This window comes from Campylobacter sp. GTC17093 (assembly GCF_055397635.1).
Window position 1 is genome coordinate 1,108,204 of the sequence record NZ_AP038832.1, and the last position, 26,710, is coordinate 1,134,913.

The 26,710-nt window shown below is 31.3% G+C and carries 30 protein-coding genes and 2 tRNA genes; 24 read left to right on the forward strand and 8 right to left on the reverse strand.

Annotation, left to right across the window (positions count from 1 at the left end; translation table 11 throughout):
* Positions 1–27 precede the first annotated feature (27 nt).
* The 3 genes from yidD to rpmH are packed head-to-tail and all read right to left on the reverse strand — an operon-like array spanning position 28 to position 820.
* Positions 28–363 (reverse strand): membrane protein insertion efficiency factor YidD, encoded by a 336-nt coding sequence (yidD, locus tag ACZ5VL_RS05735; protein ID WP_464198048.1) that lies wholly within the window; start codon positions 361–363, stop codon positions 28–30.
* The gene (gene rnpA / locus ACZ5VL_RS05740; RefSeq protein WP_464198049.1) at positions 360–689 is read right to left on the reverse strand and encodes a ribonuclease P protein component; all 330 of its coding nucleotides are present in this window, start codon (positions 687–689) and stop codon (positions 360–362) included. Before rnpA ends, yidD begins: the two co-directional genes overlap by 4 nt.
* Positions 686–820 (reverse strand): 50S ribosomal protein L34, encoded by a 135-nt coding sequence (gene rpmH, locus ACZ5VL_RS05745; RefSeq protein ID WP_464198050.1) that lies wholly within the window; start codon positions 818–820, stop codon positions 686–688. The genes rnpA and rpmH overlap by 4 nt, the downstream gene beginning before the upstream one ends.
* Before the next feature lie 155 nt (positions 821–975).
* Between rpmH and ACZ5VL_RS05750 the strand changes: the two genes are divergently transcribed.
* The 23 genes from ACZ5VL_RS05750 to rho all read left to right on the forward strand — a co-directional run bounded on the left by ACZ5VL_RS05750 (position 976) and on the right by rho (position 21,459).
* Positions 976–1,782: a flagellar hook-basal body protein gene (locus tag ACZ5VL_RS05750; protein WP_464198051.1), complete on the forward strand. Its 807-nt coding sequence runs from the start codon at positions 976–978 to the stop codon at positions 1,780–1,782.
* 14 nt (positions 1,783–1,796) lie between these two features.
* Positions 1,797–2,585: a flagellar basal-body rod protein FlgG gene (flgG, locus tag ACZ5VL_RS05755; RefSeq protein WP_464198052.1), complete on the forward strand. Its 789-nt coding sequence runs from the start codon at positions 1,797–1,799 to the stop codon at positions 2,583–2,585.
* Between the two features lie 8 nt (positions 2,586–2,593).
* Positions 2,594–2,764, forward strand: coding sequence for a hypothetical protein (locus tag ACZ5VL_RS05760; RefSeq protein WP_464198053.1), 171 nt, complete (start codon positions 2,594–2,596; stop codon positions 2,762–2,764).
* Between the two features lie 391 nt (positions 2,765–3,155).
* Positions 3,156–4,253, forward strand: a complete 1,098-nt coding sequence (gene pglE / locus ACZ5VL_RS05765; protein WP_464198054.1) for a UDP-N-acetylbacillosamine transaminase — start codon at positions 3,156–3,158, stop codon at positions 4,251–4,253.
* Positions 4,253–6,052, forward strand: coding sequence for a UDP-N-acetylglucosamine 4,6-dehydratase (configuration-retaining) (pglF, locus tag ACZ5VL_RS05770; RefSeq protein WP_464198055.1), 1,800 nt, complete (start codon positions 4,253–4,255; stop codon positions 6,050–6,052). The genes pglE and pglF overlap by 1 nt, the downstream gene beginning before the upstream one ends.
* Positions 6,052–6,666 (forward strand): imidazole glycerol phosphate synthase subunit HisH, encoded by a 615-nt coding sequence (gene hisH / locus ACZ5VL_RS05775; protein ID WP_464198056.1) that lies wholly within the window; start codon positions 6,052–6,054, stop codon positions 6,664–6,666. Before pglF ends, hisH begins: the two co-directional genes overlap by 1 nt.
* Positions 6,666–7,376: a 1-(5-phosphoribosyl)-5-[(5-phosphoribosylamino)methylideneamino]imidazole-4-carboxamide isomerase gene (gene hisA, locus ACZ5VL_RS05780; RefSeq protein WP_464198057.1), complete on the forward strand. Its 711-nt coding sequence runs from the start codon at positions 6,666–6,668 to the stop codon at positions 7,374–7,376. Before hisH ends, hisA begins: the two co-directional genes overlap by 1 nt.
* 78 nt (positions 7,377–7,454) lie before the next feature.
* A complete protein-coding gene (locus ACZ5VL_RS05785) occupies positions 7,455–7,820 on the forward strand; it encodes a chemotaxis response regulator CheY (protein ID WP_464198058.1) in 366 nt (121 codons plus the stop codon).
* A complete protein-coding gene (locus ACZ5VL_RS05790; protein WP_464198059.1) occupies positions 7,820–8,644 on the forward strand; it encodes a 50S ribosomal protein L11 methyltransferase in 825 nt (274 codons plus the stop codon). Before ACZ5VL_RS05785 ends, ACZ5VL_RS05790 begins: the two co-directional genes overlap by 1 nt.
* Before the next feature lie 25 nt (positions 8,645–8,669).
* Positions 8,670–10,586, forward strand: a complete 1,917-nt coding sequence (ftsH, locus tag ACZ5VL_RS05795) for an ATP-dependent zinc metalloprotease FtsH (protein WP_464198060.1) — start codon at positions 8,670–8,672, stop codon at positions 10,584–10,586.
* A gap of 1 nt (position 10,587) precedes the next feature.
* Positions 10,588–11,319 carry a CDP-diacylglycerol--serine O-phosphatidyltransferase gene (pssA, locus tag ACZ5VL_RS05800; protein WP_464198061.1) on the forward strand — a complete coding sequence of 244 codons (732 nt, stop codon included), beginning with the start codon at positions 10,588–10,590 and terminating at the stop codon, positions 11,317–11,319.
* A gap of 29 nt (positions 11,320–11,348) precedes the next feature.
* Positions 11,349–12,863 carry a 2-isopropylmalate synthase gene (locus ACZ5VL_RS05805; RefSeq protein WP_464198062.1) on the forward strand — a complete coding sequence of 505 codons (1,515 nt, stop codon included), beginning with the start codon at positions 11,349–11,351 and terminating at the stop codon, positions 12,861–12,863.
* A 23-nt stretch (positions 12,864–12,886) separates the two neighbouring features.
* On the forward strand, positions 12,887–13,504 hold the full coding sequence (locus ACZ5VL_RS05810) for a trimeric intracellular cation channel family protein (protein ID WP_464198063.1): 618 nt from the start codon (positions 12,887–12,889) through the stop codon (positions 13,502–13,504).
* A gap of 2 nt (positions 13,505–13,506) precedes the next feature.
* Positions 13,507–14,670, forward strand: a complete 1,164-nt coding sequence (locus tag ACZ5VL_RS05815) for an acetylornithine transaminase (protein WP_464198064.1) — start codon at positions 13,507–13,509, stop codon at positions 14,668–14,670.
* Positions 14,654–15,640 (forward strand): SAM-dependent methyltransferase, encoded by a 987-nt coding sequence (locus ACZ5VL_RS05820; RefSeq protein WP_464198065.1) that lies wholly within the window; start codon positions 14,654–14,656, stop codon positions 15,638–15,640. The genes ACZ5VL_RS05815 and ACZ5VL_RS05820 overlap by 17 nt, the downstream gene beginning before the upstream one ends.
* 1 nt (position 15,641) lies before the next feature.
* Complete coding sequence (locus ACZ5VL_RS05825; RefSeq protein WP_464198066.1) at positions 15,642–16,511, forward strand: fumarylacetoacetate hydrolase family protein; 870 nt, start codon at positions 15,642–15,644, stop codon at positions 16,509–16,511.
* Positions 16,512–16,562: 51 nt separating this feature from the next.
* Positions 16,563–17,306: a 3-oxoacyl-ACP reductase FabG gene (gene fabG, locus ACZ5VL_RS05830; RefSeq protein WP_464198067.1), complete on the forward strand. Its 744-nt coding sequence runs from the start codon at positions 16,563–16,565 to the stop codon at positions 17,304–17,306.
* 54 nt (positions 17,307–17,360) lie between these two features.
* The gene (acpP, locus tag ACZ5VL_RS05835; protein ID WP_033916139.1) at positions 17,361–17,594 is read left to right on the forward strand and encodes an acyl carrier protein; all 234 of its coding nucleotides are present in this window, start codon (positions 17,361–17,363) and stop codon (positions 17,592–17,594) included.
* A 20-nt stretch (positions 17,595–17,614) separates the two neighbouring features.
* The gene (locus ACZ5VL_RS05840; protein WP_464198068.1) at positions 17,615–18,826 is read left to right on the forward strand and encodes a beta-ketoacyl-ACP synthase II; all 1,212 of its coding nucleotides are present in this window, start codon (positions 17,615–17,617) and stop codon (positions 18,824–18,826) included.
* Positions 18,827–18,828: 2 nt separating this feature from the next.
* Positions 18,829–19,767, forward strand: a complete 939-nt coding sequence (accA, locus tag ACZ5VL_RS05845) for an acetyl-CoA carboxylase carboxyl transferase subunit alpha (RefSeq protein WP_464198069.1) — start codon at positions 18,829–18,831, stop codon at positions 19,765–19,767.
* 69 nt (positions 19,768–19,836) lie between these two features.
* Positions 19,837–19,911, forward strand: a tRNA-Gln gene (locus ACZ5VL_RS05850).
* Positions 19,912–19,938: 27 nt separating this feature from the next.
* Positions 19,939–20,013, forward strand: a tRNA-Met gene (locus ACZ5VL_RS05855).
* Positions 20,014–20,160: 147 nt separating this feature from the next.
* Positions 20,161–21,459 (forward strand): transcription termination factor Rho, encoded by a 1,299-nt coding sequence (rho, locus tag ACZ5VL_RS05860; RefSeq protein WP_464198070.1) that lies wholly within the window; start codon positions 20,161–20,163, stop codon positions 21,457–21,459.
* A gap of 3 nt (positions 21,460–21,462) precedes the next feature.
* Here rho and ACZ5VL_RS05865 read toward each other — a convergent pair whose 3' ends face one another.
* Positions 21,463–21,930: a hypothetical protein gene (locus ACZ5VL_RS05865; protein ID WP_464198071.1), complete on the reverse strand. Its 468-nt coding sequence runs from the start codon at positions 21,928–21,930 to the stop codon at positions 21,463–21,465.
* A gap of 99 nt (positions 21,931–22,029) precedes the next feature.
* Here ACZ5VL_RS05865 and ACZ5VL_RS05870 point away from each other — a divergent pair, with 99 nt between their 5' ends.
* Positions 22,030–23,586: a DNA polymerase III subunit gamma/tau gene (locus tag ACZ5VL_RS05870; RefSeq protein ID WP_464198072.1), complete on the forward strand. Its 1,557-nt coding sequence runs from the start codon at positions 22,030–22,032 to the stop codon at positions 23,584–23,586.
* Between the two features lie 7 nt (positions 23,587–23,593).
* On the opposite strand, the gene ACZ5VL_RS05875 is transcribed toward ACZ5VL_RS05870, so the two are convergent.
* The 4 genes from ACZ5VL_RS05875 to ACZ5VL_RS05890 are packed head-to-tail and all read right to left on the reverse strand — an operon-like array spanning position 23,594 to position 26,707.
* The gene (locus ACZ5VL_RS05875) at positions 23,594–24,235 is read right to left on the reverse strand and encodes a tetratricopeptide repeat protein (protein ID WP_464198073.1); all 642 of its coding nucleotides are present in this window, start codon (positions 24,233–24,235) and stop codon (positions 23,594–23,596) included.
* 9 nt (positions 24,236–24,244) lie between these two features.
* Positions 24,245–24,568: a type II secretion system protein gene (locus tag ACZ5VL_RS05880; protein WP_464198074.1), complete on the reverse strand. Its 324-nt coding sequence runs from the start codon at positions 24,566–24,568 to the stop codon at positions 24,245–24,247.
* Between the two features lie 10 nt (positions 24,569–24,578).
* Positions 24,579–25,682: a peptide chain release factor 2 gene (gene prfB / locus ACZ5VL_RS05885; RefSeq protein WP_464198075.1), complete on the reverse strand. Its 1,104-nt coding sequence runs from the start codon at positions 25,680–25,682 to the stop codon at positions 24,579–24,581.
* An 11-nt stretch (positions 25,683–25,693) separates the two neighbouring features.
* Complete coding sequence (locus ACZ5VL_RS05890; RefSeq protein WP_464198076.1) at positions 25,694–26,707, reverse strand: alanine racemase; 1,014 nt, start codon at positions 26,705–26,707, stop codon at positions 25,694–25,696.
* Positions 26,708–26,710 lie beyond the last annotated feature (3 nt).

Genomic DNA, 26,710 nt, shown 5'->3' on the forward strand with positions numbered 1-26,710 from the left:
TTTTTTGTGGTGATAAATTATCTAACACTATTTGTCCTTTTTATTTTTTAAGTTCTTTACAATATAAAATTTATTTTTTTTATAAGGAACTAGCCAAAATTTAAAATTTTTTATATCGTTTCTCATAATAGAAACCACTTTTATCTCTTTTTTTATTATAGGATGGTCAAAACCGCCCTTAAAAAGTTGATTGCACCTTAGTAATCTAAAGATAGTGTGAAATACAGCAATCAAAAAAAAATTATATTTAAATTCTAAATAAGCATATTCAGAACATGTTGGATAGTATCTGCAGGTTTTTGGAAATAATGGGGAAATCCATTTTTGATAAAATTTAATAAAATATATAAAAATATGATTCATTTTTCAAATGTCTCAAGCTTTTTAAATGACCATTTTAAATTTTTCTTTATCTGCAAAAATGGAATTTCGTTTAGACCGGGTTTTGCTATTATTATATAAATGCCACTTTTTAAGCTATTTGATATATCAGCGAAAGCGGATCTTACAACCCTTTTTGTTCTATTTCTGATAACCGCACAACCAACTTTTTTATTTGCAATTACTGCAAATTTATATAATTCAGTGCTTAAATAAAGCACAACCATGCACTCACAATGCCACTTTTTGGCATTCTTATAAACATCTGAAAATTCAGATGCTTTACTAAGCGAGCTAAATTTTTTCAAACAGATAGTCTTTTTCTACCTTTTGCTCTTCTAGCGCTAATAACTTTACGACCATTTTTTGTCTTCATTCTAGCTCTAAAACCATGTGTTCTAACTCTAGGAAGCTTATGTGGTTGGTATGTTCTTTTCATAATATTATCCCTTTTTTAAAATTAAATTAAGCTGTTATTCTATCTAATCTTTACTTAAAAAAGCTTTTATTTATTTTTAGGTTGTAAAAATATCAAATTTAAAAAAGTTGGAACACTAATTGCTTAATTATTTAAAAATATTTATAGGATGAAATATGCAAAATGGTTATTATCAAGTAACAGGTGCTATGGTTACACAGTTTAATAGACTTGATGTTATATCAAATAATCTTGCTAATACAAATACTATAGGATTTAAAAGAGATGATGTTGTAGTAGGTGATTTTGAGAGAATATTTAAAGAAACTAGAGATATTTTGCCTCTAAATAATCACACCAAAGAAGCTGCTAAATTTCTAAATAGAACGATAGATAGAGTGCCGCAAGTTAGTGAACAATATATTGATTTTTCTCATGGTCCACTTAAATATAGCTCAAATCCCTTAGATGTCTCTATGGGTAGAAAAGATCTATTTTTCTTAGTAGAAACTGATAATGGCGTAAGACTAACAAAAAATGGTGCATTTAATTTAGATAACGAAGGAAATTTGGTTACAAAAGAAGGGTATAAAGTTCTTCCTAGCACATATTTTACAGCAGATACTAGAGAAATCAAAATACCAATAAATACTCAAGTTACAATAGATAAAAATGGAAATGTATTTTCGGGAAGAGATTTAGTTTCAAGACTTTTTGTAGCTCAGCCAAGGGAGATTAGAGATCTAAGAAAAGAAGGCGATAATCTTTACGTTTTAGATAAATTAGATGATTTGAGCGACGTGGATAATAGTGGTTCTGTTTTACAAGGATACGCTCAAATGTCAAATATCAATCCAGTAACGGAGATGGTTGGACTTATACAAACCAATAGACTAGTTGATATGTATCAAAAAGTTATGACTTCGCATATGAATGATTTAAACCAAGATGCTATACAAAAGTTAGCATCAACTAGACCGTAAATAAAGGATAAATTATGATGAGATCACTTTATACCGCAGCAACCGGTATGATAGCACAACAAACACAAATAGACACAACTTCACACAACATTGCAAACGTTAATACAATAGGCTATAAGAAAAATAGAGCTGAGTTTGCTGATCTTATGTATCAAACTATGACTTATGCAGGAACTCCAACTAGTACAACAACTATGAGTCCAACTGGTATTGAAGTAGGTCTTGGTGCAAGACCTACTGCTATTACAAAGCTTCATGGTCAAGGATATTTTAAAGAAACTAGCAACAATTTAGATATGGTAATAACTGGTAATGGATTTTTTCAACTCCAACTTCCTGATGGAACGACAGCTTATACTAGAAACGGTGCTTTTAAGCTTGATGGCGATGGAAATATAGTAAACTCCGATGGTTATATGCTAAATCCAAATTTAGTTATACCGCCAGATGCTATGCAAATTTCAGTGGGTGTTGATGGAACCGTTTCTGTTTTGCAGCCTGGAAATCAAGAGATGACACAAATTGGGCAAATCGAACTTGCAACATTCGTAAACCCAAGTGGGCTTCACTCAATGGGAGATAATAACTTTCTTGAAACTTCAGCAAGTGGAGCACCTATTGTAGGAGTTGCTGGAACTGAGGGAATTGGTCAAATAAAACAAGGCTTTGTTGAGATGAGTAACGTTCAGCTTGTTGAGGAGATGACAGATCTTATAACTGGACAAAGAGCATATGAAGCAAACTCAAAAGCAATTACAACAAGTGATGAGATGTTGCAAATTGTAAATGGTCTAAAGAGATAGGATATAAGATGATCTTTGTTGCTATAATATTATTTTTAATTATTGCAATTTTTATAATAGATGGCGTTTTTTATCCTAATAATAGTGTAATAGATCAAAATAAATCTACTTTTTATGAAAAAAGATTAAATGAGGATTATGAGTCAGTAAAATACTTTAATCAGCATGTTGAGCACTAAATACTGCCTTAAGGGATTTTTTGATTTTTAAAATTTAAACTAGTACTGACCTTGCAGTTGGTTAAGATGGCATAATGCATCCAAGTGATAAAGTCACTTGGTATAAAATAGAACTTATTTGAGGATGATAAACTAGTTGCTTCTAAGAGCGTGAGTCCTGTATTTAGGCGATACTTATAGTTCTAGAGCTAGGCTTGATATCCTCAAAAAACTAAAATCAACATCTTACTGTAATCAACGTAGAATTACAGCCACTAAAAAGCTATAAAATATGAGTTATTAGGCTCTTATTTTATACATAAATAAACATCATATATAGAATTATAAATTTTTAAAAAATAATATTAAATCATTTTTTTGATATAATTAGATTTTTTAAAAAGGATATATTATGGCTAGAGTATTTTTAAGTCCGCCAAATATGGGTGGCAATGAATTTGAGTATGTAAAAAAAGTTTTTGAAAGTAATTATATAGCTCCGCTTGGGGAATATGTTAATAAATTTGAAGATAGTATTAAAAACTACACAAAAGTAAAATCAGCCCTTGCTTTAAATGCTGGAACTGCTGCGCTTCACTTGGCATTAAGAGTTTTAGGTATTAAAGATGGTGATGTTGTTTTGGCATCAAGTTTTACTTTTATTGCTTCTGTTAATCCTATAATGTATGAAAGATGCGAACCGATTTTTATAGATTCGGATAAGAGCTGGAATCTTAGTCCAGAACTTCTTAAGAAAGCTATAAAAAATGCACAAAAAAAACCAAAAGCTCTAATTGTAACTCACCTTTATGGTCAACCTGCTAAAATGGATGAGATAGCGCAAATTTGTGATGAAAATGATATTATTCTCATAGAAGATGCAGCAGAAGCGCTTGGTGGATTTTATAAAGGCAAAGCTCTTGGAACTATAGGTAAAATAGGTGCATTAAGCTTTAATGGAAATAAGATTATAACAACAAGCGGTGGCGGAATGCTTATATCAAATGATGAAAAATTAGTGGATAAAGCAAGATATTATAGTACTCAAGCAAGAGAAGCTCTTGTTCATTATGAGCATTTGGATTTTGGTTATAACTATAGGCTTAGTAATGTTCTTGGTGCAATTGGCGTTGGTCAAATGGAAGTATTGGAAGATAGAGTTAATAGAAAAAGAGAAATTTTTGATCTTTATACAAAACTTTTAAATGGTTTAGATGTAGATTTTATGCCAGAACTTGATGGAAGTAGGGGTAATAGATGGCTTACAACTTTGCTTTTCAAACAAAAAGGCGTACATTTGAAAGTAATTGATGCTCTTGCAAAAGAAGACATAGAAAGTAGGCCACTTTGGAAACCAATGCACATGCAGCCAGTTTTCCAAGCTAAAGATTGTATAGTTGATGGAACTAGCGAAGACTTTTTTAATAGAGGAATTTGTCTTCCAAGCGGTAGTGATATGAGTGATGAGAGTGTAAATCGAGTTTGTGAAATTATAAAAAGGTCTATATAATGTTTTTAAAGCCAAGCAAATTTAAAAGAGTTACATTTTTTTTATTTGCTGATATTTTAGTTTTTGCTATATCTATATATGTAGCTTTTTTGCTTCGTTTTAGTGGAGACATACCAAACAATTTTTACAAAGGTATGATTCTTAGTGGGATTTCTCTAGCTAGTTTGAAAGTAGTTTTTTTAGCTATTCTTAAAATTTATATGGTTCCTTGGAGATTTTTTGGACTATATGAAGCTAGAAGAATTTTTTATGCACATGTTTTTGCAGGTGCTGTTTTTGCAGCTGTTTTTTTCTTCTTTGCAGATATATTTAACCCCTTTCCAAGAAGTATTATCATAATAGACGCAACGGTATCTTACTTGATTTTAAGTGGACTTAGAATTTCTAAAAGAATGTTTTTAGAAAGGCAAAAAGGCAGCAATAACGAACCTTGTATAGTTGTTGGTGCAACCAGTAAAACTATGCATGTTCTAAAGGGCATAAGACAACAGTATATAAATTATTATGTAGTTGGCATAGTTGATGGAAGATCTGATTTGGTAGGAACTTATTATGAAAATTATATAGTTAGTTCAAAAGATAAAATCAAGGATATGATTAAAGAATATAATGTAAAAACAGCTATAATTGCTTTAGCCTTAAGGCCGGAAGAACTTAAAGAGCTTTATGATGAGTTGGTTGGTTATGGCATAACTGAAGTTAAGATATTTTCTTTACTTGAGGATGGTCAAAATAACATAAAAGATATATCTATTGAAGATTTGCTTGCTAGAAAACCCAAAGATCTTGATTTAAATAAGATAGAAGAGTTTATAAAAGATAAAGTAGTTATGGTAACAGGAGCTGGCGGAACAATAGGAAGCGAGATTTGTAAACAGTGTTTAAAATTTGGGGCTAGCAAACTTATAATGGTCGATCATAGTGAATACAACCTTTATAAAATAGACCAAATTACAAACGATAAAAGAAATGTTTTAAAAATGCTAAATGTAGTTTTCAAAGATGATCTTGAGAAAATTTTTCTATCTCATAATATAGATTTGATTGTTCACGCAGCGGCTTATAAACATGTTCCGCTTTGTGAGTTTAATCCGCATTCGGCTGTAAATAACAACATTATGGGTACAAAAAATGTTATAGATCTTGCTAAAAAATACGAAGTTAATAAGGTTGTTTTGATTTCAACTGATAAAGCAGTTCGTCCAACAAATATAATGGGAACCACAAAAAGAGTTTGCGAACTTTACTCACTAAACTCAAATGAAAGCGGAAAAACTGAAATTGTAGCTGTAAGATTTGGAAATGTTTTGGGTAGTAGTGGCTCTGTAATACCTAAATTTAAAGAACTCATTGTACAAAATAGACCACTTACTGTAACTCATCCCGATATTGTAAGATACTTTATGCTTGTTAGTGAAGCTTGTCAGCTTGTGCTTCAAGCTGCAGCTATTGCAAAAGGTGGAGAACTTTTTGTGCTTGATATGGGTGAACCTGTCAAGATAGTTGATCTTGCTAAAAAAATGTTACAACTTTCAAATAAGCAAAACTTAGGTATAGAATTTGTTGGCTTAAGGCCTGGCGAAAAGCTATATGAAGAGTTATTAGTGGATGAAAGCGATAGTAAAACTTGCTATGAATCAATCTTTGTAACGCATTCTGAAAAATACGATATATCTATTTTAAACGCTCAGATTTTAAATTTAATAGAAAAAAAAGATGAACAAGATATAGAAAACATCTTAAAACAAATTGTTCCTGAGTTTAATAGGGCTTCAAATAAAAAAGATAACGTTGTTTGATGATAGGAATTATAGATTATAATGCTGGAAATTTACAAAGTGTAAAAAATGCTTTGGAGTATGTTGGTGCGAATTGCGAAGTAATAAAAGATCCTAATAAACTTAAAAATTTTGATAAAATAATACTTCCTGGTGTTGGCGCTTTTGGTGATGCTATGGAAAAATTAAGATCAAATGGAGTTGATGAAAGCATAAAAGAGTTTATAAAAAGTGGAAAACCATTTTTAGGAATTTGCCTTGGAATGCAACTTTTATTTGAAAAAAGTTATGAATTTGGAGAAAACTTAGGACTTGGAATTATAAAAGGCGAAGTTGTTAAGTTTGATGAAAATAAATTTGAAAGAAAGCTAAAAATACCACATGTTGGTTGGAATGCCATCAAATTTACAAAAAGTTGCAAAATAACTAAAAATTTAAATGATAATGTGTACTTTTATTTTGTTCATAGCTATCATGTAATTTGCAAGCAAGAAAAATGTATTTTGGGAAAAAGTGAATATGGATATGAGTTTGTAAGTGCTATTTGTAAAGATAATGTGATGGCTTTTCAACCTCATCCAGAAAAAAGTCATTCAAATGGTTTGCAAATATTTAAAAATTTTGTGGAGATGTAATGGAGATTTTGCCAGCAATTGATCTAAAAAAAGGGCTTTGCGTTAGGCTTAGTAAAGGTAAGATGAGTAGTGCTAAAATTTACTCAGACAAACCTTGGGAGCTAGCAAAAGAGTTTGAAGATATGGGCGCAAAATGGCTTCATTTGGTTGATTTAGATGGCGCTTTTGCAGGGGAATCTATAAATTTTAAAACTATAGAAAAAATTATTTCAAATACAAATTTAAAAGTAGAAATTGGTGGTGGCATAAGAAATGAAGATGCTATAATAAGATATAAAAATGTAGGAGTAGAGCGATTTATATTAGGTTCTATTGCTATTAAAGATAGAAATTTTGTTTCATTAATGGCTAAAAAATATAAAATTGCAGTTGGAATTGATGCAAAAGATGGTAAAGTTGCAATTGAGGGATGGACAAAAATAATTGATAAAAAGGCAACTGATCTAGCAAAAGAATACTCTAAAGATGGTGTAGATACTATAATTTGTACCGATATTAGTAAAGATGGAATGCTTAATGGTGTAAATGTTAAATTTAGTGAAGAAATTGCCGATATAAGTGGGATAAAAACTATCGCAAGCGGTGGAGTCAAAGATATAAATGATATTACAACTCTTAAAAATAGTGGCAAAATTTATGGAGTTATAGTAGGAAAAGCATATTATGAAAAAACTTTAGATTTAAAAGAGGCATTTAAAATAAATATTTAATTAATTATGCTACTATTTGATAAGGTTTTGTTAAATAAAATTTGTTACAATTACCCAAATATTTGAAAGGATAAAGTTGTGAAACTCTTAGTTGTGGATGATAGCTCAACAATGCGAAGAATTATAAAAAATACCCTTGGCAGACTTGGGCATAAAGAGGTTTTGGAAGCAGAACACGGAGTTGAGGCATGGGATATTTTAAGTAAAACACCTGACATAAATGTACTAATTACAGACTGGAATATGCCTGAAATGAATGGTCTTGAGCTTGTAAAAAAAGTTAGAGCTGAGCAAAAATATATCGATATGCCTATTATTATGGTTACAACAGAAGGTGGTAAAGCTGAAGTTATTACAGCTTTGAAAGCCGGAGTAAATAATTATATAGTAAAACCTTTCACGCCCCAGGTTTTAAAAGAGAAACTAGAAGACGTTCTTGGGTAATGAGAGATCATTTTTTTGAATTAAGTATAAAACCCAGTGCTTTTTATGAACTTTTTTTGGATTTTATTTTTTCACTAGGTATAACTTGCATAGAGCAAAAAGATGATTACTTAATAATAAGAGATGAAGAGGATTTAAGTGATATCCTTTGGGGAATTAATGAATACGCAAAACGCCTTGAAGAAATTTATGGCAAAGAAATTATAGTAGAAAGTAAACTAGAAAAAAAAGAAAATATTGACTGGATAAAAAAATATCAAGATAGTGTTAGACCCATACAAATAGGTGATTTTTACATAAGGCCTAGTTGGGAAGAACCTAAAAAAGATCTTATAGATATTATTATAGATCCAGCTCTTGCTTTTGGCTCTGGGCATCATGAAACAACTTCAACTTGCATAAAACTTATACAAAAATATGCAAAAGAGATTAAAACAGCCATAGATGTTGGTTGTGGAAGTGGAATTTTAAGCATTATAATGGCTAAATTAGGACTTGCTATAGATGGTTGTGATACAGACGAGCAAGCTATAACTAGCACTATATCTAATGCTTATAAAAACGCAGTTAAACTTAATAATTTTTGGTGTGGATCTATATCGGATTTAAATAAAACTTACGATTTAGTTGTTGCAAATATTATAGCCGATGTAATTTTTATATTGGAAAAAGACCTTAAAAAGGCTTTAAATAAAAATGGATATCTTTTACTATCTGGTATATTAAATAAATATGATGATAGAATAAAAGAGAACTTTAAAGATTTGACTCTTTTGGAACACGAAAAGCTAAACGAATGGTCTAGCTTTGTGTTTAAAAAATAATTTCAAGGGAAAATGGTAAAAAGATATGAATGATAATAACAATAAAAATAGTAATGGAAATAACTTCTTTAATAAAAATCCAATACTAGTTTTTGCTATATTTGCTATAGTTATAGTGCTGGGATTTAGAAGTTTTAGCGAAGATAGTGTTGGTGGTTTTGCTGGACAAGGAACTTCTACAAAAAATATAAGTTATTCAGAATTTAAAAATCTTATAAAAAACAAAAGTATAAATGAAGTAGGCATAGGTGGTACAACAGTAAAAGGTGTATCTTCGTCTAATGGACCTAAGGTAGTGTATGTTGCAAAAAAAGTAAATGACAATACTTTGGTAAATTTACTAGAAGAAAATAACATCCCATATGGCGCATATAGTGAGACAAACTGGCTAAGCGACATGCTTTTTTCTTGGGTATTGCCTATTATTATATTTTTTGGAATTTGGATGTTTCTTGCAAGTAGAATGCAAAAAAATATGGGCAATGGAATATTAGGTATTGGAAGTAGTAAAAAACTTGTTAGTTCAGAAAAGCCAAAAGTTAAATTTGATGATGTTGCTGGTGTTGAAGAGGCAAAAGAGGAAGTAAAAGAGATTGTTGATTTTCTTAAATTTCCGGATAGATATATTTCTCTTGGTGCTAAAATTCCAAAAGGCGTGCTACTTGTAGGACCTCCAGGGACTGGTAAAACTTTACTTGCCAAAGCTGTTGCAGGTGAAGCAAATGTACCGTTTTTCTCGGTTTCAGGCTCAAGTTTTATAGAGATGTTTGTTGGCGTTGGAGCTAGTAGGGTTAGAGATCTTTTTGAAAATGCAAAAAAAGAAGCTCCAGCAATTGTTTTTATAGATGAAATTGACGCCATTGGTAAAAGTAGAGCAGCAAATGGTTTTAATGGTGGAAATGATGAAAGAGAACAAACTTTAAATCAGCTTCTAGCTGAGATGGATGGCTTTAACTCCGATTCAAATCCTGTTATAGTTTTAGCTGCAACTAATAGACCTGAGGTATTAGATGCTGCTCTTCTTAGACCGGGCCGTTTTGACAGACAAGTATTAGTTGATAAGCCTGATTTTGAAGGAAGAGTTGCTATACTTAAAACGCATAGCAAGGATATCAAGCTTGCAAGCGATGTTGATTTAGAATCACTTGCAAGACTTACGGCTGGTCTTGCTGGAGCAGACTTGGCAAACATTATAAATGAAGCAGCGCTTTTAGCTGGAAGAAATGCTAGTTCAAGCGTAAATCAACAAAATTTAGTTGAAGCTGTTGAGAGAACTATTGCAGGACTTGAGAAAAAATCTCGCCGTATTAATGCAAAAGAAAAGAAAATAGTGGCTTATCATGAATGTGGACATGCCTTAATATCAGAAGTTACAAAAGGTGCAGAAAAAGTTACAAAAGTTTCTATAATCCCAAGAGGCTTAGCTGCTCTTGGGTATACATTAAATACACCAGAAGAAAACAAATTTTTGATGCAAAAACATGAGCTTATAGCAAGAGTTGATGTACTTCTTGGTGGTAGAGCTGCTGAGCAAATTTTTATAAAAGAAATTTCAACTGGTGCTAGTAATGATTTAGAAAGAGCAACTGATATTATTAAAGCTATGGTTTCTATGTATGGTATGAGCGATATTGCTGGTTTAATGGTTCTTGAAAAACAAAGAAATATGTTTTTAAATGGTGGACAAAGCTTAAAAGATTATAGCGATGATATGGCTAAAAAGTTAGATGAGTTTGTAAAAAATACACTTTCTGATCGTTTTGAAGATGTTTTAAAAACGCTTCAAGAGTACAGCGGTGCTATAGAAAAAATGGTAACCGCGCTTTATGAAACAGAAACCATAACAGGCGAACAAGTTAGAAATATTATTAAAGAGTATGAAGAAGAAAATTCTATGCCAACTAGGCTAAGTTTTCCAAAAGAAGAGAAAGAAAAGGCTTGATATGAAAGAAGGCGGCAATAAACCACAAATTATATATATTCTACCAAATTTATTTACAGCAGCAAGTGCATTTGTTGGAGTTATAAGTATCATTTCTGCGGCCAATGGTCACTATGGAAAAGCTGTGCTTTATATAATTTTATCTTTATTGCTAGATGGTTTAGATGGAAGAGTTGCTAGGCTTACTCATACTACTTCTAAATTTGGCTTAGAATTTGATAGCTTGGCTGATATTATAGCATTTGGCGTCGCTCCTGCTATGTTATTTTACTTTACTTATGGACATAATTTTGGTAAATTTGGCTCACTTGTTGCTGGTATGTTTGTTGTTTTTGGAGCTATAAGACTAGCTAGATTTAATGTAACTACGGGAACATATGAACCAAGTGTATTCATAGGACTTCCTATACCAACTGCAGCTGTTGTAAGTTCTGTCTGGATTGCTTTTTATTTAGAATATCCTTTTATGCAAGGCTATGAATGGTTGTTAATCTTTGTTATAGCTGGATTGGCACTTTTAATGGTTAGCAATATTAGATATCCTAGTTTTAAAAAAATTGATTATCAAAAAGCAAATTTCTTAAAAGTTTTAGTATGGTTGTTGCTAATATTTTTTATTTTATATCTTTATACATTGGAGTTTGCTTTTGCAATAACAACTGGATATGTTTTATATGGAATAGTTAGAGCAATTTATAATATTTATAAAGTTAAATTTTCAAAAAATATATAGAAATAATTTTATAAATTTAAAGGCAAAATATGGATTACAATAAAATTATAATCTTTGATACAACTTTAAGAGATGGTGAACAAAGCCCTGGCGCTTCGATGAACACAGAAGAAAAAATCCAAATTGCTCTTCAACTTGAAAAACTAGGAGTCGATATTATAGAAGCTGGTTTTGCTGCAGCAAGTCCAGGGGATTTTAGCGCAATAGAGCTTATCTCAAAAGAAGTTGATAAGATAAAAGTTTGCTCTCTTGCAAGAGTTATTGAAAATGACATAAAAGCAGCAGCTGGAGCTATATCAAAAGCCAAAAATCAAAGAATTCATACTTTTATAGCTACAAGTCCAATTCATATGGAGTATAAGTTAAAATTAAGTCCAGATGAAGTTATAAAAAAAGCAGTAAATGCTGTAACTTACGCTAAAACCTTTGTTGATGATGTTGAGTTTAGTTGCGAAGATGCAAGTAGAAGCGATATTTCATTTATGAAGGAAATAGTTGATGCCGTTATAAAAGCTGGCGCTACAACTATAAATTTACCAGATACAGTTGGTTATATACTTCCAACCGAGCTAGCTGATATGATAAAACAGATGAGTGATTTTATAGGTAAAAGAGCTATAATTTCTGTGCATAATCATAATGATTTGGGTCTTGGTGTTGCAAATACTTTGGCTTGTTTAAAAGCTGGCGCAAGGCAGGTTGAATGTACTATAAACGGACTTGGTGAAAGAGCTGGAAATGCAGCTCTTGAAGAGATAGTTATGAATCTTAAGACAAGAAAAGATGTATTTGAGCCATTTTATACTGACATCATAACTAAAGAAATTTATACTACAAGCAGGCTTGTTGCAAATATAACTGGTATCGACCCACAGCCAAATAAAGCAATAGTTGGTAAAAATGCTTTTGCTCATGAAAGCGGTATTCACCAAGATGGTGTTTTAAAACATGCACAAACTTACGAGATAATGTCGGCAAAAGATATTGGCATAGAAGAAGATAATTTTATAGTTCTTGGTAAACATAGTGGAAGACACGCATTTAAAGATAAACTTTCAAATTTAGGTTATGATTTAAATGACGAAGAGCTAAACAGAGCATTTGCTAAATTTAAAGATTTAGCAGATAAGAAAAAAGATATATTTGATGATGATTTAAGGGCTTTGGTTGCAAATGAGATAACAAAAATTCCTAAAGCTTATGAGATTATTGCTCTTAGCTCAAGCTCTTGTAATAAAGCTCATGCAAGTGCATCAATAAGCATAAAACATAATGATGAGATTATAAGCGATTCTGCACTAGGAAACGGTGCAGTTGATGCTATATTTAAGGTAATTGATAGAATTTCAAATATAGATGGTGTGCTAAAAGATTATCAAGTTGATGCTGTTTCACAGGGAAAAGATGCACTTGCTAAGGTTGTTGTAAAGGTTGAGTTTGAAGGCAAAAAAGCTGTAATGGGACATGGATTAGATGTTGATACTATTATGGCTACAGCAAAAGCATATATTGGTGCTTTAAACAGCTATCTTATCATGAAGTAAATTTTAAATTTAAAAGATAAAAAGTGGATATAAATATAGTTTTGCTGTCTGAATATATCGGCATAGCTTCAGCTGCACTTAGTGGATTTTATTTTGGGGTAGCAAAGAAGTGTGATTTTCTTGGTATTTTTATATCTTCTTTTTTGACCGCATTAGGTGGCGGTATTTTAAGAGATATCACGGTTGGTAGACCACTTTATTCTTTTACTCATTATATGCCTTGTTCTATCGTCATAGCTGTCATGACACTTGCTATAATACTAAAACTTCATAAAAACGATAGGATAAAAACGCATGCCGCTTTTGTTTTTACTGATGCTATAGATGTAGTTGCATTTTCGATAGTTGGATCTATTGTAGCCATAGAGTATGATTATAATGTTTTTGGCGTTATAGCAATTGGTTTTATCAATGGAGTTTGTGGTGGTCTTTTAAGAGATATCATACTAAATGAAGTTCCTTGGTTTTTACTAAGTGGACTTTATGGAAGCGTAGCTATACTTATAAGTGCGATTTACTATGTGCTACATCTAATAGGTATTGCTGATAATATCGTAACTTTTATGTGTTTGCTATCTTTTGGTATAGCATTTAGGATGCTTGCGTATTATAGAAAGTGGAATTTAGGAACATTGGAGTAAACATGTATTTGATGAATCTTTTTAATAGAGCTGATGTTAGTTTTGTGAGTGCAAAAGGTGCTAGACTCTATGATGATAAGTCGAATGAATATATAGATTTTGGTGCTGGCATTGGGGTTTGTTCGTTAGGACATGCTTATAAAAAACTAGTTGCAACTATAAAAAACCAAGCTGAAAATATTATTCATAGTTCAAATTTATATCACATAAAAACACAAGAAAAATTAGCTAAACTTATTGGTGATACACTTGGCGAAAAAACCTACACTTTCTTTTGTAATAGCGGTTGTGAGGCAAATGAATGCGCTATAAAATATGCTAGAAAATACGGATATGTTAAATTTGAAAAACATAAATTCGAGATACTAACATTAAGTAATTCTTTTCATGGAAGAACACTTGCAACATTAACAGCAAATGGTCAGGATAAATTTCATCCAGAGTGCTTTGCTCCATATCCTAAAGGGTTTAAATTTTTTGATAGCATCGATGAGATTATAAAAAACATTAGTGAAGATACTGTTGCAGTTATGATAGAGCTTGTTCAAGGTGAAGGTGGTATAAAAGCGCTTGATAAAAAAGAAGTTCTTAAACTATCTAAGGTTTTAAAAGAAAAAAACCTGCTTTTGATAACCGATGAAGTTCAATGTGGCGTGTATAGAACTGGTGAGTTTGTAGCATCAAAGCACTATGATATCAAACCAGATGTTATAACTTTTGCAAAGGGATTAGCTGGTGGTGTACCAATAGGTGCTTGCTTGGTAAAAGAAGATGTTTTTGAAGTTGGCGAACATGGAAGTACCTTTGGGGGAAATTTCTTAGCTACTGCAGCAGGTATAACTGCATTAAAAGAACTCAATAAACTAAAAAAATCTTCAAAGCTAGATTATACTGTACGTGAATTTAATGATGCACTAGAACTTTTTGTTTCGAAATATCCTAAAATTTTTAAAGAAAAAACAGGGCTTGGATTAATGCTTGGACTAAAAGTAAATGATGGGGTTGATTTTGGTAAAATTTATGATTTATGTCTTAAAAACAGACTTTTAATCCTAAAATCAGGCAATGACACTTTGCGGTTTTTGCCGCCATTAAATATAAGCAAAAAAGATATGAAAGAGGGCTTTAAAAGATTTAAAAAAGCTCTTGATGAGTATGAAATTTAGCGAGTATTTTGAACTTTGGGCAAATCAAAACTACTATAAAAATGGTGTAAAAATAGGTAAAAACGGCGATTTTTATACCGCTGTAAGTGTTGGATCTATGTTTGGCATAACGCTTGCAAAACATTTTATAAGCTTGGTAAAAAATGGCGAGATAAAACCCGAGTGCGATATCGTAGAAATTGGTGCAAACGATGGCAGTATGATGGTTGATTTTATACAAGGCGTATTTAGTTTTGATAAAGATATGTTAAAAAATTTAACATTTCACATCATTGAACCGCACGAAAATTTAAAACAGCTACAAAAAACTAAATTTAAAACAAGCTTTACTAGTGAAATAAATGTCTTTCATCATTCAAGTTTAAAAGAGTGTAGTTTTGAAAATGCATTTTTTATGTGCAATGAGCTTTTAGACACGTTTGCTTGCGAAATTATCAAAGACGATAAAATGCTTTTTATAAAAAATGAAAAGCCTGTTTTTGAAAAAATGGATGAAAAAACCAAAAGTTTAGCGAGTAAATTTAATATAACAAATGGCGAACTTCCTATAAATTTAGAAAATTTTGTACAAGAAATTTATAAATGTGCTAAAAAATGCTGGTTTTTAACGGCTGATTATGGCTACACTATAAATGAGCAAAGAATTACGCTTAGGATTTATAAAAATCATGAAGTTTATAATTTTTTTGAGATTTCAAATTTAAAAGATTTTTTTGGTATTAGTGATATAACTTATGATGTAAATTTCTCTCTTTTAAAAAATATTTTTGAGAAAAATGGCTTTAAAATGGTTAAATTTCAAAAGCAGGGAAATGCTTTACTTGATTTTGGCATAATGGATTTAGTAAGCGAGATTGAACAAAAAGCAGGATTTAATGCCTATCAAAATGCTATCTCGCAAATCAAACATCTCATAGATCCAAGAGTTATGGGAGAGAAATTTAAAATAATAGAATTTAAGAAAGGCTAGAATGAAATTTATAACTTTTATGGAAAATGAAGCTATTTTCTTGGGTGTTTTGGGTGTGGATGAAACCGTGTTTAAATTTAATGAAGCAGGAGTAAATTTCGGCAATATGCATGAATTTATAGTAAATCATAGCTCAAAAGATATGGAAAATTTAAAAAACTTATCACTAAAAAGTTATGGAGTAAGTATGAATGAAATCAAACTTTTAGCACCGATTAATCCTTCTCAAGATGTGATTTGTCTTGGAATAAACTATATGGATCATGCAAAAGAGAGTTATAAATTTAAAAACAAAGATTTTGATGGTAAGCGTGAGTACGCTGTGTATTTTTCAAAAAGAGTAAATGAAGCTATTGGAAGTGGCGAGTTTATAAATTCTCATAGCGATATTACATCTCAGCTTGATTATGAGGTTGAACTTGGAGTTATAATCTCAAAAGATGCTCTAAATGTGGATATCAAAGACGCAAAAGAGTACATTTTTGGCTATACCATCATAAATGATATCAGTGCAAGGGATTTGCAAAATCGCCATAAGCAGTTTTACTTTGGTAAAAGCTTAGACGCATCTTGTCCGATTGGTCCTTGGATAGTTAGCGCAGACGAGATAGATAGTTCAAATTTATATATAAAATGCTTTGTAAATGGCGAACTAAGACAGAATTCAAATACCAAAAATATGATATTTGACGAAAGTTTTGTCATAGCTGAACTTAGTAAAGGCATGAAGCTAAAAGCAGGAAGTCTTATATCTATGGGTACTCCAAGTGGTGTTGGTATAGGCTTTAATCCGCCAAAATTTTTAAAAAGCGGTGATAGTATAAGGTGTGAGATAGAAGGAATTGGGATTTTAGAAAATGAAATTTTATAATAAATTTAAAATTTTCTTGTAATATTATATATCTAAATAAAAAGGAATAATATGAAATTTAGTGGGAAAAATGTTTTAGTAACAGGCGGATCTAGGGGGATAGGAGCAGAGATATGTAAAGTATTAGCTAGTTTTAAACTAAAAGTATGGATAAATTACCGCTCAAATCCTGACATAGCAGATGCTTTGGCTGAAGAGATTCGCTCAAATGGTGGTGAAGTTGCTGTAATCAAATTTGATGTTACAAATGAAGAAGATTTTGTAAATGCTATAAATGTGATTATACAAAGTGATGGTGAATTAAGCTATCTTGTAAATAATGCTGGTATTACAAACGATAAATTAGCACTTCGCATGAAGTTAGAGGATTTTACTAGCATAATAGATGCAAATCTTACCTCAGCATTTATTGGCTCAAGAGAAGCTCTTAAAGTAATGAGTAAAAAACGCTTTGGTGCGGTTGTAAATATAGCTTCTATTGTAGGAGAAATGGGTAATGCCGGGCAAGTAAATTATTCAGCAAGTAAAGGTGGTATGATAGCTATGTCAAAAAGTTTTGCCAAAGAAGGAGCAAGTAGAAATATACGCTTTAATTGTATTACTCCGGGATTTATCCAAACAGATATGACTGATAAGCTCAGCGATGATATTAAAAAGTCATATACAGATTTGGTTGCACTAAAAAGATTTGGAACTACAACTGATGTAGCAAATGGTGTTGCATTTTTGTTAAGCGACTATTCATCATATATTACAGGAGATGTTTTAAAAATCAACGGCGGGCTTTATATGTAGTTTTTAAGGTAAAATATTTTATAATTGCATTTTATATTTTATAAGGAGCTGTAAATGGCAGTATTTGAAGATGTAAGAGATGTAGTTGTAGAGCAACTTAGTGTTAGTCCAGAAAGCGTAAAGCTGGAATCAAAAATCATTGAAGATTTGGGCGCTGATTCGTTAGATGTTGTTGAACTAGTAATGGCTTTAGAAGAGAAATTCGATGTTTCTATTCCAGATAGCGATGCTGAAAAACTACTTAGCATTCAAGATGTTGTAACATATATAGAAAATTTAAATAAATAGTTAGATTTTAAGGATATGCATTGAAAAGAGTTGTTATAACAGGCATCGGAATGATAAATGCGCTAGGGCTTGATAAAGATAGTGCATTTAAGGCTATATGTGAAGGCAAAAGCGGTGTTGATAGAATTACTCAATTTGATGTTACAGATTTTCCGGTTCAAATCGCTGCTGAGGTCAAAAACTTTGACCCATTAAGTGTAGTAGATCCTAAAGAAGTTAAAAAGATAGATAGATTTATACAACTGGGTATAAAAGCTACTAAAGATGCGATGGATGATGCCAAATTTGATAGCTATGATGGTGAAAATTTTGGTGTTTGTTCAGCTGCTGGTATAGGAGGGCTTCCAAATATAGAAAAGAATTCAAATGTGTGTTTGGAAAAAGGACCAAGAAGAATATCTGCATTTTTTATACCATCAGCACTAGTAAATATGTTGGGAGGAATTATTTCCATAAATCACTCTTTAAGAGGCCCAAATTTATCATGCGTTACAGCATGTGCTGCTGGGACTCATGCGATTAGTGAAGCTGCAAAATCAATAATGCTTGGTTGTGCTGATAAAATGCTTGTTGTTGGCGCAGAGTCTGCTATATGTCCTGTTGGTATAGGCGGATTTGCTGCTATGAAAGCACTTTCAACTAGAAATGATGATCCTAAAAGTGCATCAAGACCTTTTGACAAAGATAGAGATGGTTTTGTTATGGGGGAAGGTGCTGCTGCCTTGGTATTGGAAAATTACGATGATGCTATTGCTAGAGGCGCAAGAATTTATGGTGAGTTGATTGGATTTGGTGAAAGTGGTGATGCTCATCACATAACATCTCCGGTTGTAGATGGTCCAAGAAGAGCGATGGAAAAAGCACTTAAAATGGCTGGAAATATTCAAATTGATTATATAAATGCTCATGGTACATCAACATCTATAAATGATAAAAATGAAACGGCAGCGTTAAAAGAGATTTTTGGATCAAAAGTTCCACCTGTTAGTTCTACAAAGGGACAAATCGGACATTGTTTGGGTGCTGCTGGAACTATAGAAGCGGTAATATCTTTGATGGCAATGAAAGAAGGGGTTATTCCTCCTACTATTAATTATATCACACCTGACGAAGAGTGTGATTTAGATTATGTGCCAAATAAACCAAGAAAAGCTAATTTAAAGACTATTATGAGCAATTCATTTGGTTTTGGTGGAACAAATGGATCTTTGATTTTTAAAAAGGTAGACTAAATTTGGCAAGTTATTTAGATTTTGAAAAAAATATCAAACAGCTCGATGAAAGTATAGCTACTGCTAAAATTAAAGGCGATACTCATGCTGTTGAAATTTTGAGTAAAAACTTAGAAAAAGAAATTTCAAAAACATATAAAAATTTAAATGAATTTCAACGCCTAGGACTCGCTAGGCACCCAGATCGTCCTTATGCGCTTGATTATATAAGAGCATTGCTTAATGATGCTTATGAGCTTCATGGCGATAGAGCATATAGAGATGACCCTGCTATAGTTTGTTATGTGGGATATATTGCAGAACAAAAAGTTATGGTAATAGGCGAACAAAAAGGTAGAGGAACAAAATATAAGCTAAAAAGAAATTTTGGTATGCCTCATCCTGAGGGTTATAGAAAGGCTTTGAGATTTGCAAAAATGGCTGAGAAGTTTTCTTTGCCAGTTATATTTTTTATAGATACTCCAGGCGCATATCCTGGAATTGGAGCTGAAGAAAGAGGTCAAAGTGAAGCTATAGCTAAAAATCTATACATGCTAAGTGACCTTGCTACACCAACTATAGCTATTGTTATAGGAGAAGGTGGAAGTGGTGGTGCATTGGCAATAGGTGTTGTAGATAGGCTTGCCATGCTTACAAATTCTGTTTTTTCTGTTATTTCTCCTGAAGGTTGTGCTGCAATTTTATGGAATGATCCTTTAAAAAGCGAAGTTGCAACTAAGGCAATGAAGATAACCGCGGACGATTTAATGGAGCTTAATTTAATAGATAATGTTATAAAAGAACCAATAAATGGAGCACATAGAGATAAAGATGGTGCTGTTAAAGAAATTGGTGCTTACATACTAAATACATTGGATGAACTTTATAAATTATCAAAAGAAGAACTTTTAGAAAAAAGAATGCAAAAAATATTAAAAATCGGTGCTTTTAAAGAAAATTAATTTTTTATCTCCTTTTTATCTTGACATTTTATTTTCAATTGTGTATAATTATCTTTCATTTTAAAATATTGGGGTATAGCCAAGCGGTAAGGCAACTGGTTTTGGTCCAGTCATTCAGAGGTTCGAATCCTCTTACCCCATCCACTATTATCTAGTAAAACTAGATTTTATCGCAGAGTAGAGCAGTGGTAGCTCGTCGGGCTCATAACCCGAAGGTCAGAGGTTCAAGTCCTCTCTCTGCAACCAAATACCAATATAATTAATTTATGCAGATAAAATTATATGTTTATATTTGCATTTCTTGACAATTTTAGAAAATTTAAATAGAATCATATCTTTAAAACTACATTTTATTCTTTTTGTGATTCTACGCAAAATTTTTAAAGAGGAATAATGGAAAACGGCAAAAAACAACATCAAAGGACTCACATACCCGTTGATGGCTATAAGATAGAAGATTTAAGACTTTTAGATATAAAAAGTTTGGTTAGTATAGCTGAAGAAATAGGCGTTGAAAACCCACAAGAGTTTAGAAGACAAGAGTTATGTTTTGAGATATTAAAAGCTCAAACAAAACAAGGCGGTTTCATACTTTTTACTGGAATTTTAGAAATTACAAATGATGGATATGGCTTTTTAAGAGCAATGGATGCAAATTTTAGCGATACTGCTAATGATGCTTATGTAAGCCAGTCGCAAATTCGTAAATTTGCACTCCGTGTTGGAGATATTGTAACTGGCCAGGTTAGAGAGCCTAAAGATCAAGAAAAATATTATGCACTTTTAAAGATAGAAGCGGTTAATTATATGCCACTTCAAGAGGCAAAAGATAGACCGCTTTTTGATAACTTAACTCCACTTTTCCCAACTCAAAAAATAGTTTTAGAATATGAAGCGTCAAAATTAACAGGTAGGGTTTTAGATCTTTTTACACCTATTGGAAAAGGGCAGAGAGGACTTATAGTTGCTCCGCCAAGAAGCGGTAAGACTGAGCTTATGAAAGAGCTTGCACAAGGAATTGCTATAAATCATCCAGAGGCTCATTTGATGGTACTTTTGGTTGATGAAAGACCTGAAGAAGTTACGGATATGCAAAGGTGCGTAAAAGGTGAAGTTTACAGCTCTACTTTTGATCAGCCAGCGATAAATCATGTAAGGGTAGCTGAACTTGTCATAGAAAAAGCTAAACGTTTAGTTGAAATGAAAAAAGATGTCATAATTTTGCTTGATTCTATAACTAGGCTTGCTAGGGCTTACAATACAGTAACTCCATCTAGCGGTAAAGTTTTAACCGGCGGTGTTGATGCAAACGCTTTACACAAGCCAAAAAGATTTTTTGGTGCGGCAAGAAATATAGAAGAGGGCGGTAGTCTTACTATTGTGGCAACTGCTCTTATTGACACTGGATCTAGAATGGATGAAGTTATATTTGAAGAATTTAAAGGAACTGGAAATAGTGAAATCGTTCTTGATAGAAATATCTCAGATAGAAGAATTTATCCAGCTATAGATATCTTAAAAAGTGGGACTAGAAAAGAAGAACTTTTACAAGGACCAGATAGTTTGCAAAGAATTTGGATTATTAGAAGTGCAATGTCAAGTATGGATGATGTGGAGGCTCTTAAATTCTTATATTCTAAAATGCTTAAAACAAAGGATAATATAGAACTTCTAGCTGTGATGAATGACTAAAGGTTATTGGTAAACATCAAAGTATACTTTGATGTTTAAATCTTTATTTCCAGAGAATAAAGATAATTCATATCTCATTGTATTTATAACGCAAGCACTTAGTGTAACCGTTGCCATATATTTTAATCCCACGCTTTTTAAATTTGCTTTAATTGTTCCCATATCCATATTTACGCCATTAAATCTTACATTTAAGTCTTTAATGTCATTATTAAGGCCAGTTATTGATAAATCCAAAGGAATCATAACTTTTACTGGGGTTGGAGTAAGTGATATTTCTAAATCCTTTGATCCATATTTTATTTTGCAAGGTTTTTGAGCTAAATCGCATTCTAAGGGTTTTAGATTTTTAGCTACTTCATCTTTTGAAATAGTTGTATTATTTGAGTTTTTTTCAAAAGAGATATTAGATAATACTATACCTAAAATAACAGCTATTATAACGATTATTATGATTATTTTTTTATTCATGCTATTTCCAAGATCTAAATTTTATCATTATATCAAAATAAATTGAAATATAAAGAGATTTGTTATAAAATGTATTTTATTTTAAAAGAGGAATAATTATTGGCACTAGCACTTAAATACAGACCTAAAAATTTTGATGAACTTATAGGACAAGATCAAGTTGTAAAAAGCTTAAAAAATGCCTTGGATATACAAAGATTAGGTCATGCGTATCTTTTTTCTGGGTTAAGAGGAAGTGGAAAAACATCTACTGCTAGAATTTTTGCAAAAGCTATGGTGTGTTCAGAAAGTATAAGTTCTATACCTTGTGAGGTTTGTGACAACTGTAAAATGGCAAATGAAAACAGACATATAGATATTATAGAAATGGATGCTGCAAGTCACAGAAAGATAGATGATATAAGAGATTTGATTGAGCAAACTAAATATAAGCCAGCAATTGCAAGATTTAAAATTTTTATTATAGATGAAGTTCATATGCTTACAAAAGAAGCATTTAATGCACTTTTAAAAACTCTTGAAGAACCACCAGAATATGTTAAATTTATTTTAGCCACCACAGATCCACTAAAGTTGCCTCTTACTATTATATCAAGAACACAACACTTTAGGTTTAGATCTATAAACAAAAATGATATAGTAAAACATTTGCAGTACATATTAAGTAGCGAAAATATAAAGTATGAAGACGGTGTTTTGCAAATATTAGCTAGATCTGGCAGTGGCTCACTTAGAGATACTCTAACTTTACTTGATCAAGCTATAATCTTTTCAAATTCAAATTTGACAAAATTATCCGTTTCTTCTATGTTAGGACTTCTTAATCCAGATAAAATAGAAAATATTTTTGAAATTATTTTAAAATGTGATAGAGGCGCACTTATAAACATTTCAAAAGAACTAGAAGGGTATGAGGCTCAAAATATAATAGATGAAATGATACTATATTTAAAAGATAAGTTTTTAATGAGAGACAGTAGGTATTCTCTACTACTTTGTGAAAGATTTTTTAATATTTTATCCAAATCAAAATCAATGCTAAGTATAGATACGGATGGAAATTTTGTACTTTTATTAATGTTTTTTATGATGATGGAAGCAACAAATTTAAAAACTATTGATGAGATGATAAGCTCTTTACAAGATAAAAAAACAGATAGATTAAATGTATCTACGCCAGTAAGTTTACAACAAGTAGAACAAAAAACCAAAACACCTTATGAGGAATTTTTAGTAAATCTTTATGATAGAAGTTATGAGTTAGGAAAATGTTTTGATGATTGTATAGAGTTTGTTAATTTTTATGATAATACTATGGTTTTAAACTCAAGTGCAAGTGGTGAAAATCAAGATATACTCCGAAAAAATTCATCTATCATAATGAAGATTTTAAGGCAAACATTTGGTAATAATGCAAAAATAAAAATAGATGCATACATTAAAGAAAATAGCCAAGAAACTAGTCTTGCAAAACATGAAGCACAAGATCTTTCTAAAAATAAACTTGCAACAGATATTATTATAGAACCCAAAAAAGAAAAATCTATAAATAACGAAATAGTATATGCAAATAAAGATGTGCTTTTAAATAAAAATAAGCAAAATGAAAATATAAATTATATGAACAAACTTTTTGGGGATCCGCTAGAAGATTAAAGAAACGTTACTTCTCTAATCTTCTCATATTTTCGCAACCTTTGGAATCACCCCTAAAACATATTGTGGTATATATGTTTTTTGCTATTTCCAAATCTTTTTTAATGGTTCCTTTTCCATGCTCAAATATTTCAGCCATTAAAAAACAAGATTTCATATCATAAAGTCCGCATGCGTAATTAAAATATTCTAAAGCGGTTTTTATATCTTCTTTTTTGTAAAAAAAGTTCCCAGCTTCGTAGCAAGAAAACCTATTTCCTTTTTTGCATGTACTATCATAAATTTGTAAAGCTTTCACATCATCTTTTATGCCGGATTCTGCTGTTTCATAAATTTGTGCGAGTTTGATACAAGATGAGAAATATTCTTTTTTGCAAGACATATCGTAGTATTTAATAGCTATATCATATCTTTTAATTGCAGATGCGCTATCTCCAGCTTCTTCGCATATTTTTGTATTTTGTGAACTATCACAAGAATTTCTCAATATTTCTAGTTTATATGTTTGTGCTTCTATTTGTTTTTGAGTTAAAGGGATGGTTTTTTCTTTTGAAGAACTAGTATTTTCGTTTTCAAAATTTGCAGACTTGTTGGCACAACCTGCAATTAGCAATATAAAAAATATAAAAAAAGTTATTTGTTTTTTCATTTTATATCCTTAAATTTTACCTACTATATAGTAAGTTTCTTTGCCTTCAATCTTTTTTATATTTATTTTGTATTTTTTTGACCATTCTTCTATGATGTTAATAAGCTCATTTTTGATATTTTGAGCTGATTTTTCATATTTAATTTTAAAGCAATCATGTGAGTTTGACATCATTATGTAACTAAGAAATGGCTTTAGTTTGTTATTTAATTCTACTATGTGCTGCAACTCTTTTTCGCTTAAATCGCATTTTGATAGCACCCTTTTTATCTTTTCGATGCTCGCTTCGTTTTCATTATAACCAAGTTGAACCAAAATTGCTTCATAATCCATTTTCTCTCCTTTATTTATTGCTTTTTTGTGCTATAAGAACATCTTCTATAACTTTTTTTATATCCCCGTCTAGTATAGCATCAGTTTGTGAATAGGCAATATTTGAACGTACATCTTTTACTTGTTGATATGGAAAAAGTACATATGAACGAATTTGATGCCCCCATCCTATGTCGCTTTTTTGAGTGTTATTATCGTTATTTTCTTTTTGTTTTTCTAGTTCTAATTCATAAAGTCTAGATTGCAAAACCTTTAATGCCGTAGCTTTATTTTTGTGTTGACTTCGATCGTTTTGACATTGAACAACAATTCCTGTGGGTATGTGTGTGATCCTTACTGCACTTTCTGTTTTATTTACATGTTGTCCACCAGCACCGCTTGCTCTATAATAATCAAATCTAAGATCTTTTTCTTCTATATCTATTTGTATATCTTCATCTAGCTCTGGGCTTACCATTATGGAGCTAAAGCTAGTATGTCTTCTTCCAGCACTATCAAAAGGACTAGTACGAACAAGTCTATGTATTCCATTTTCTGCTTTTAAATATCCATAGGCATTTTCGCCTCTTACTATAAAGCTTACATCTTTTAATCCAGCTTCTTCGCCTTCTTGAAAGTCTAGAGTTTCAACTTTATAGCCCATTCTTTCAGCAAATCTTAAATACATCCTATAAAGCATGCTAGCCCAGTCATTACTTTCTGTTCCGCCAGCTCCAGGATGAATACTTACAATAGCATTTTTTGTATCATCTTCGCTACTTAACATCATTTGAATTTCAAAATTTGTTATAAGTTCTTCTAAAGTATTTGATTCATCAAAAAGTGAATTTATGGTTTCTATGTCATTTTCATCTTGAGCTAATTCGAAAATATCTTTAGCATCATATAAAGCATTTTTTGCTTTTTCGTAACTTGTTAAAAGATTTGTTAATTTTGTTTTTTCTTTATTTAATGATCCAGCCTTTTTTGCATCGCTCCATAAAGAAGGATCTTTTTGGAGTTCTTCTATCTTGTTAATGCGCTCTTTTGCTTTGTCTGGATTTATTATAGATATAATATTTTCTATTTTATTTTTTAAACTTTTAAGAAGCTCTGTGTATTCATAGCTATCCAAATTTTTCTCCGTTATATAATTTTTCTTTTTATTTTTGGTGATAATTTTACCAAAATTTCGTAATTTATTGTGTTAAAAAAGCTAGCCCATTTTGTAACATCTTTAAAAATACAAATTTTTTCTCCACTATCTTCACAGCTAAAGCTATCCATAGACATTTTGCCTAGTATCTTTTTGCCATTTTCTAGAAAAAGTTCTCCATTTCCGTTATACCTAAAAAGTCCATCACTATAGCCTAGGTCATATGTTGCTATATTTATATTATTATATGCACAAAATTTAGCTCCATATCCAACACACCAACCTTTTTTCAATACTCTTTTACTAATTTGGTGCGCCCACAGACTTAAAATTGGTTTTAAATTCAAGCTATCATTAAATTCATTGTATCCATATATCGATATTCCTACGCGAACAAAGTTATCATCTATAGCTTCAGCCCTATTGGTTGCAGCAGAGTTGTGAGAGTGAAAAACTAAATTATCATATCCAAATTTATGTGCTATGTTTTTTAAACTCTCTTTTGATTTTTTATAAGCTGTTTTTTGCGCAAAATAATCACTCCCAAGTTCATCTGCGCATCTAAAATGCGTATAAGCACCAAGCAATTTTAAATTTCTTTTTTTTGCCATATTGCATGCAATTTCTAAGTCTTCAAACAAAATTCCGTTTCTATGCATTAAAGTATCCATAGCAAAATGAATTTTTGAACCCTCTTTTATTTTTTCTATACCAGAAATATCATTTATAGCATATATAAAATTTTGATTTTCTTCACCATTTGGAATTTGGGAAAGTATCAAAATATCATCAAAAAAATCTTTGATTTCATTAGCTTCGCTTGTATTTCTAACACAAGCATGTCTAACACCTAGATTTTTTAACTCTTTTGCCATCAAAACAGCACCGTGTCCGTAAGCATTATCCTTTAAAACAGCTATTATCTTGCCCACATCTCCAATTTTTTTTGCTATTTGCGATATGTTATGAGATAAATTTTGTGAGCTTATTAAAATTTCAGACATTTA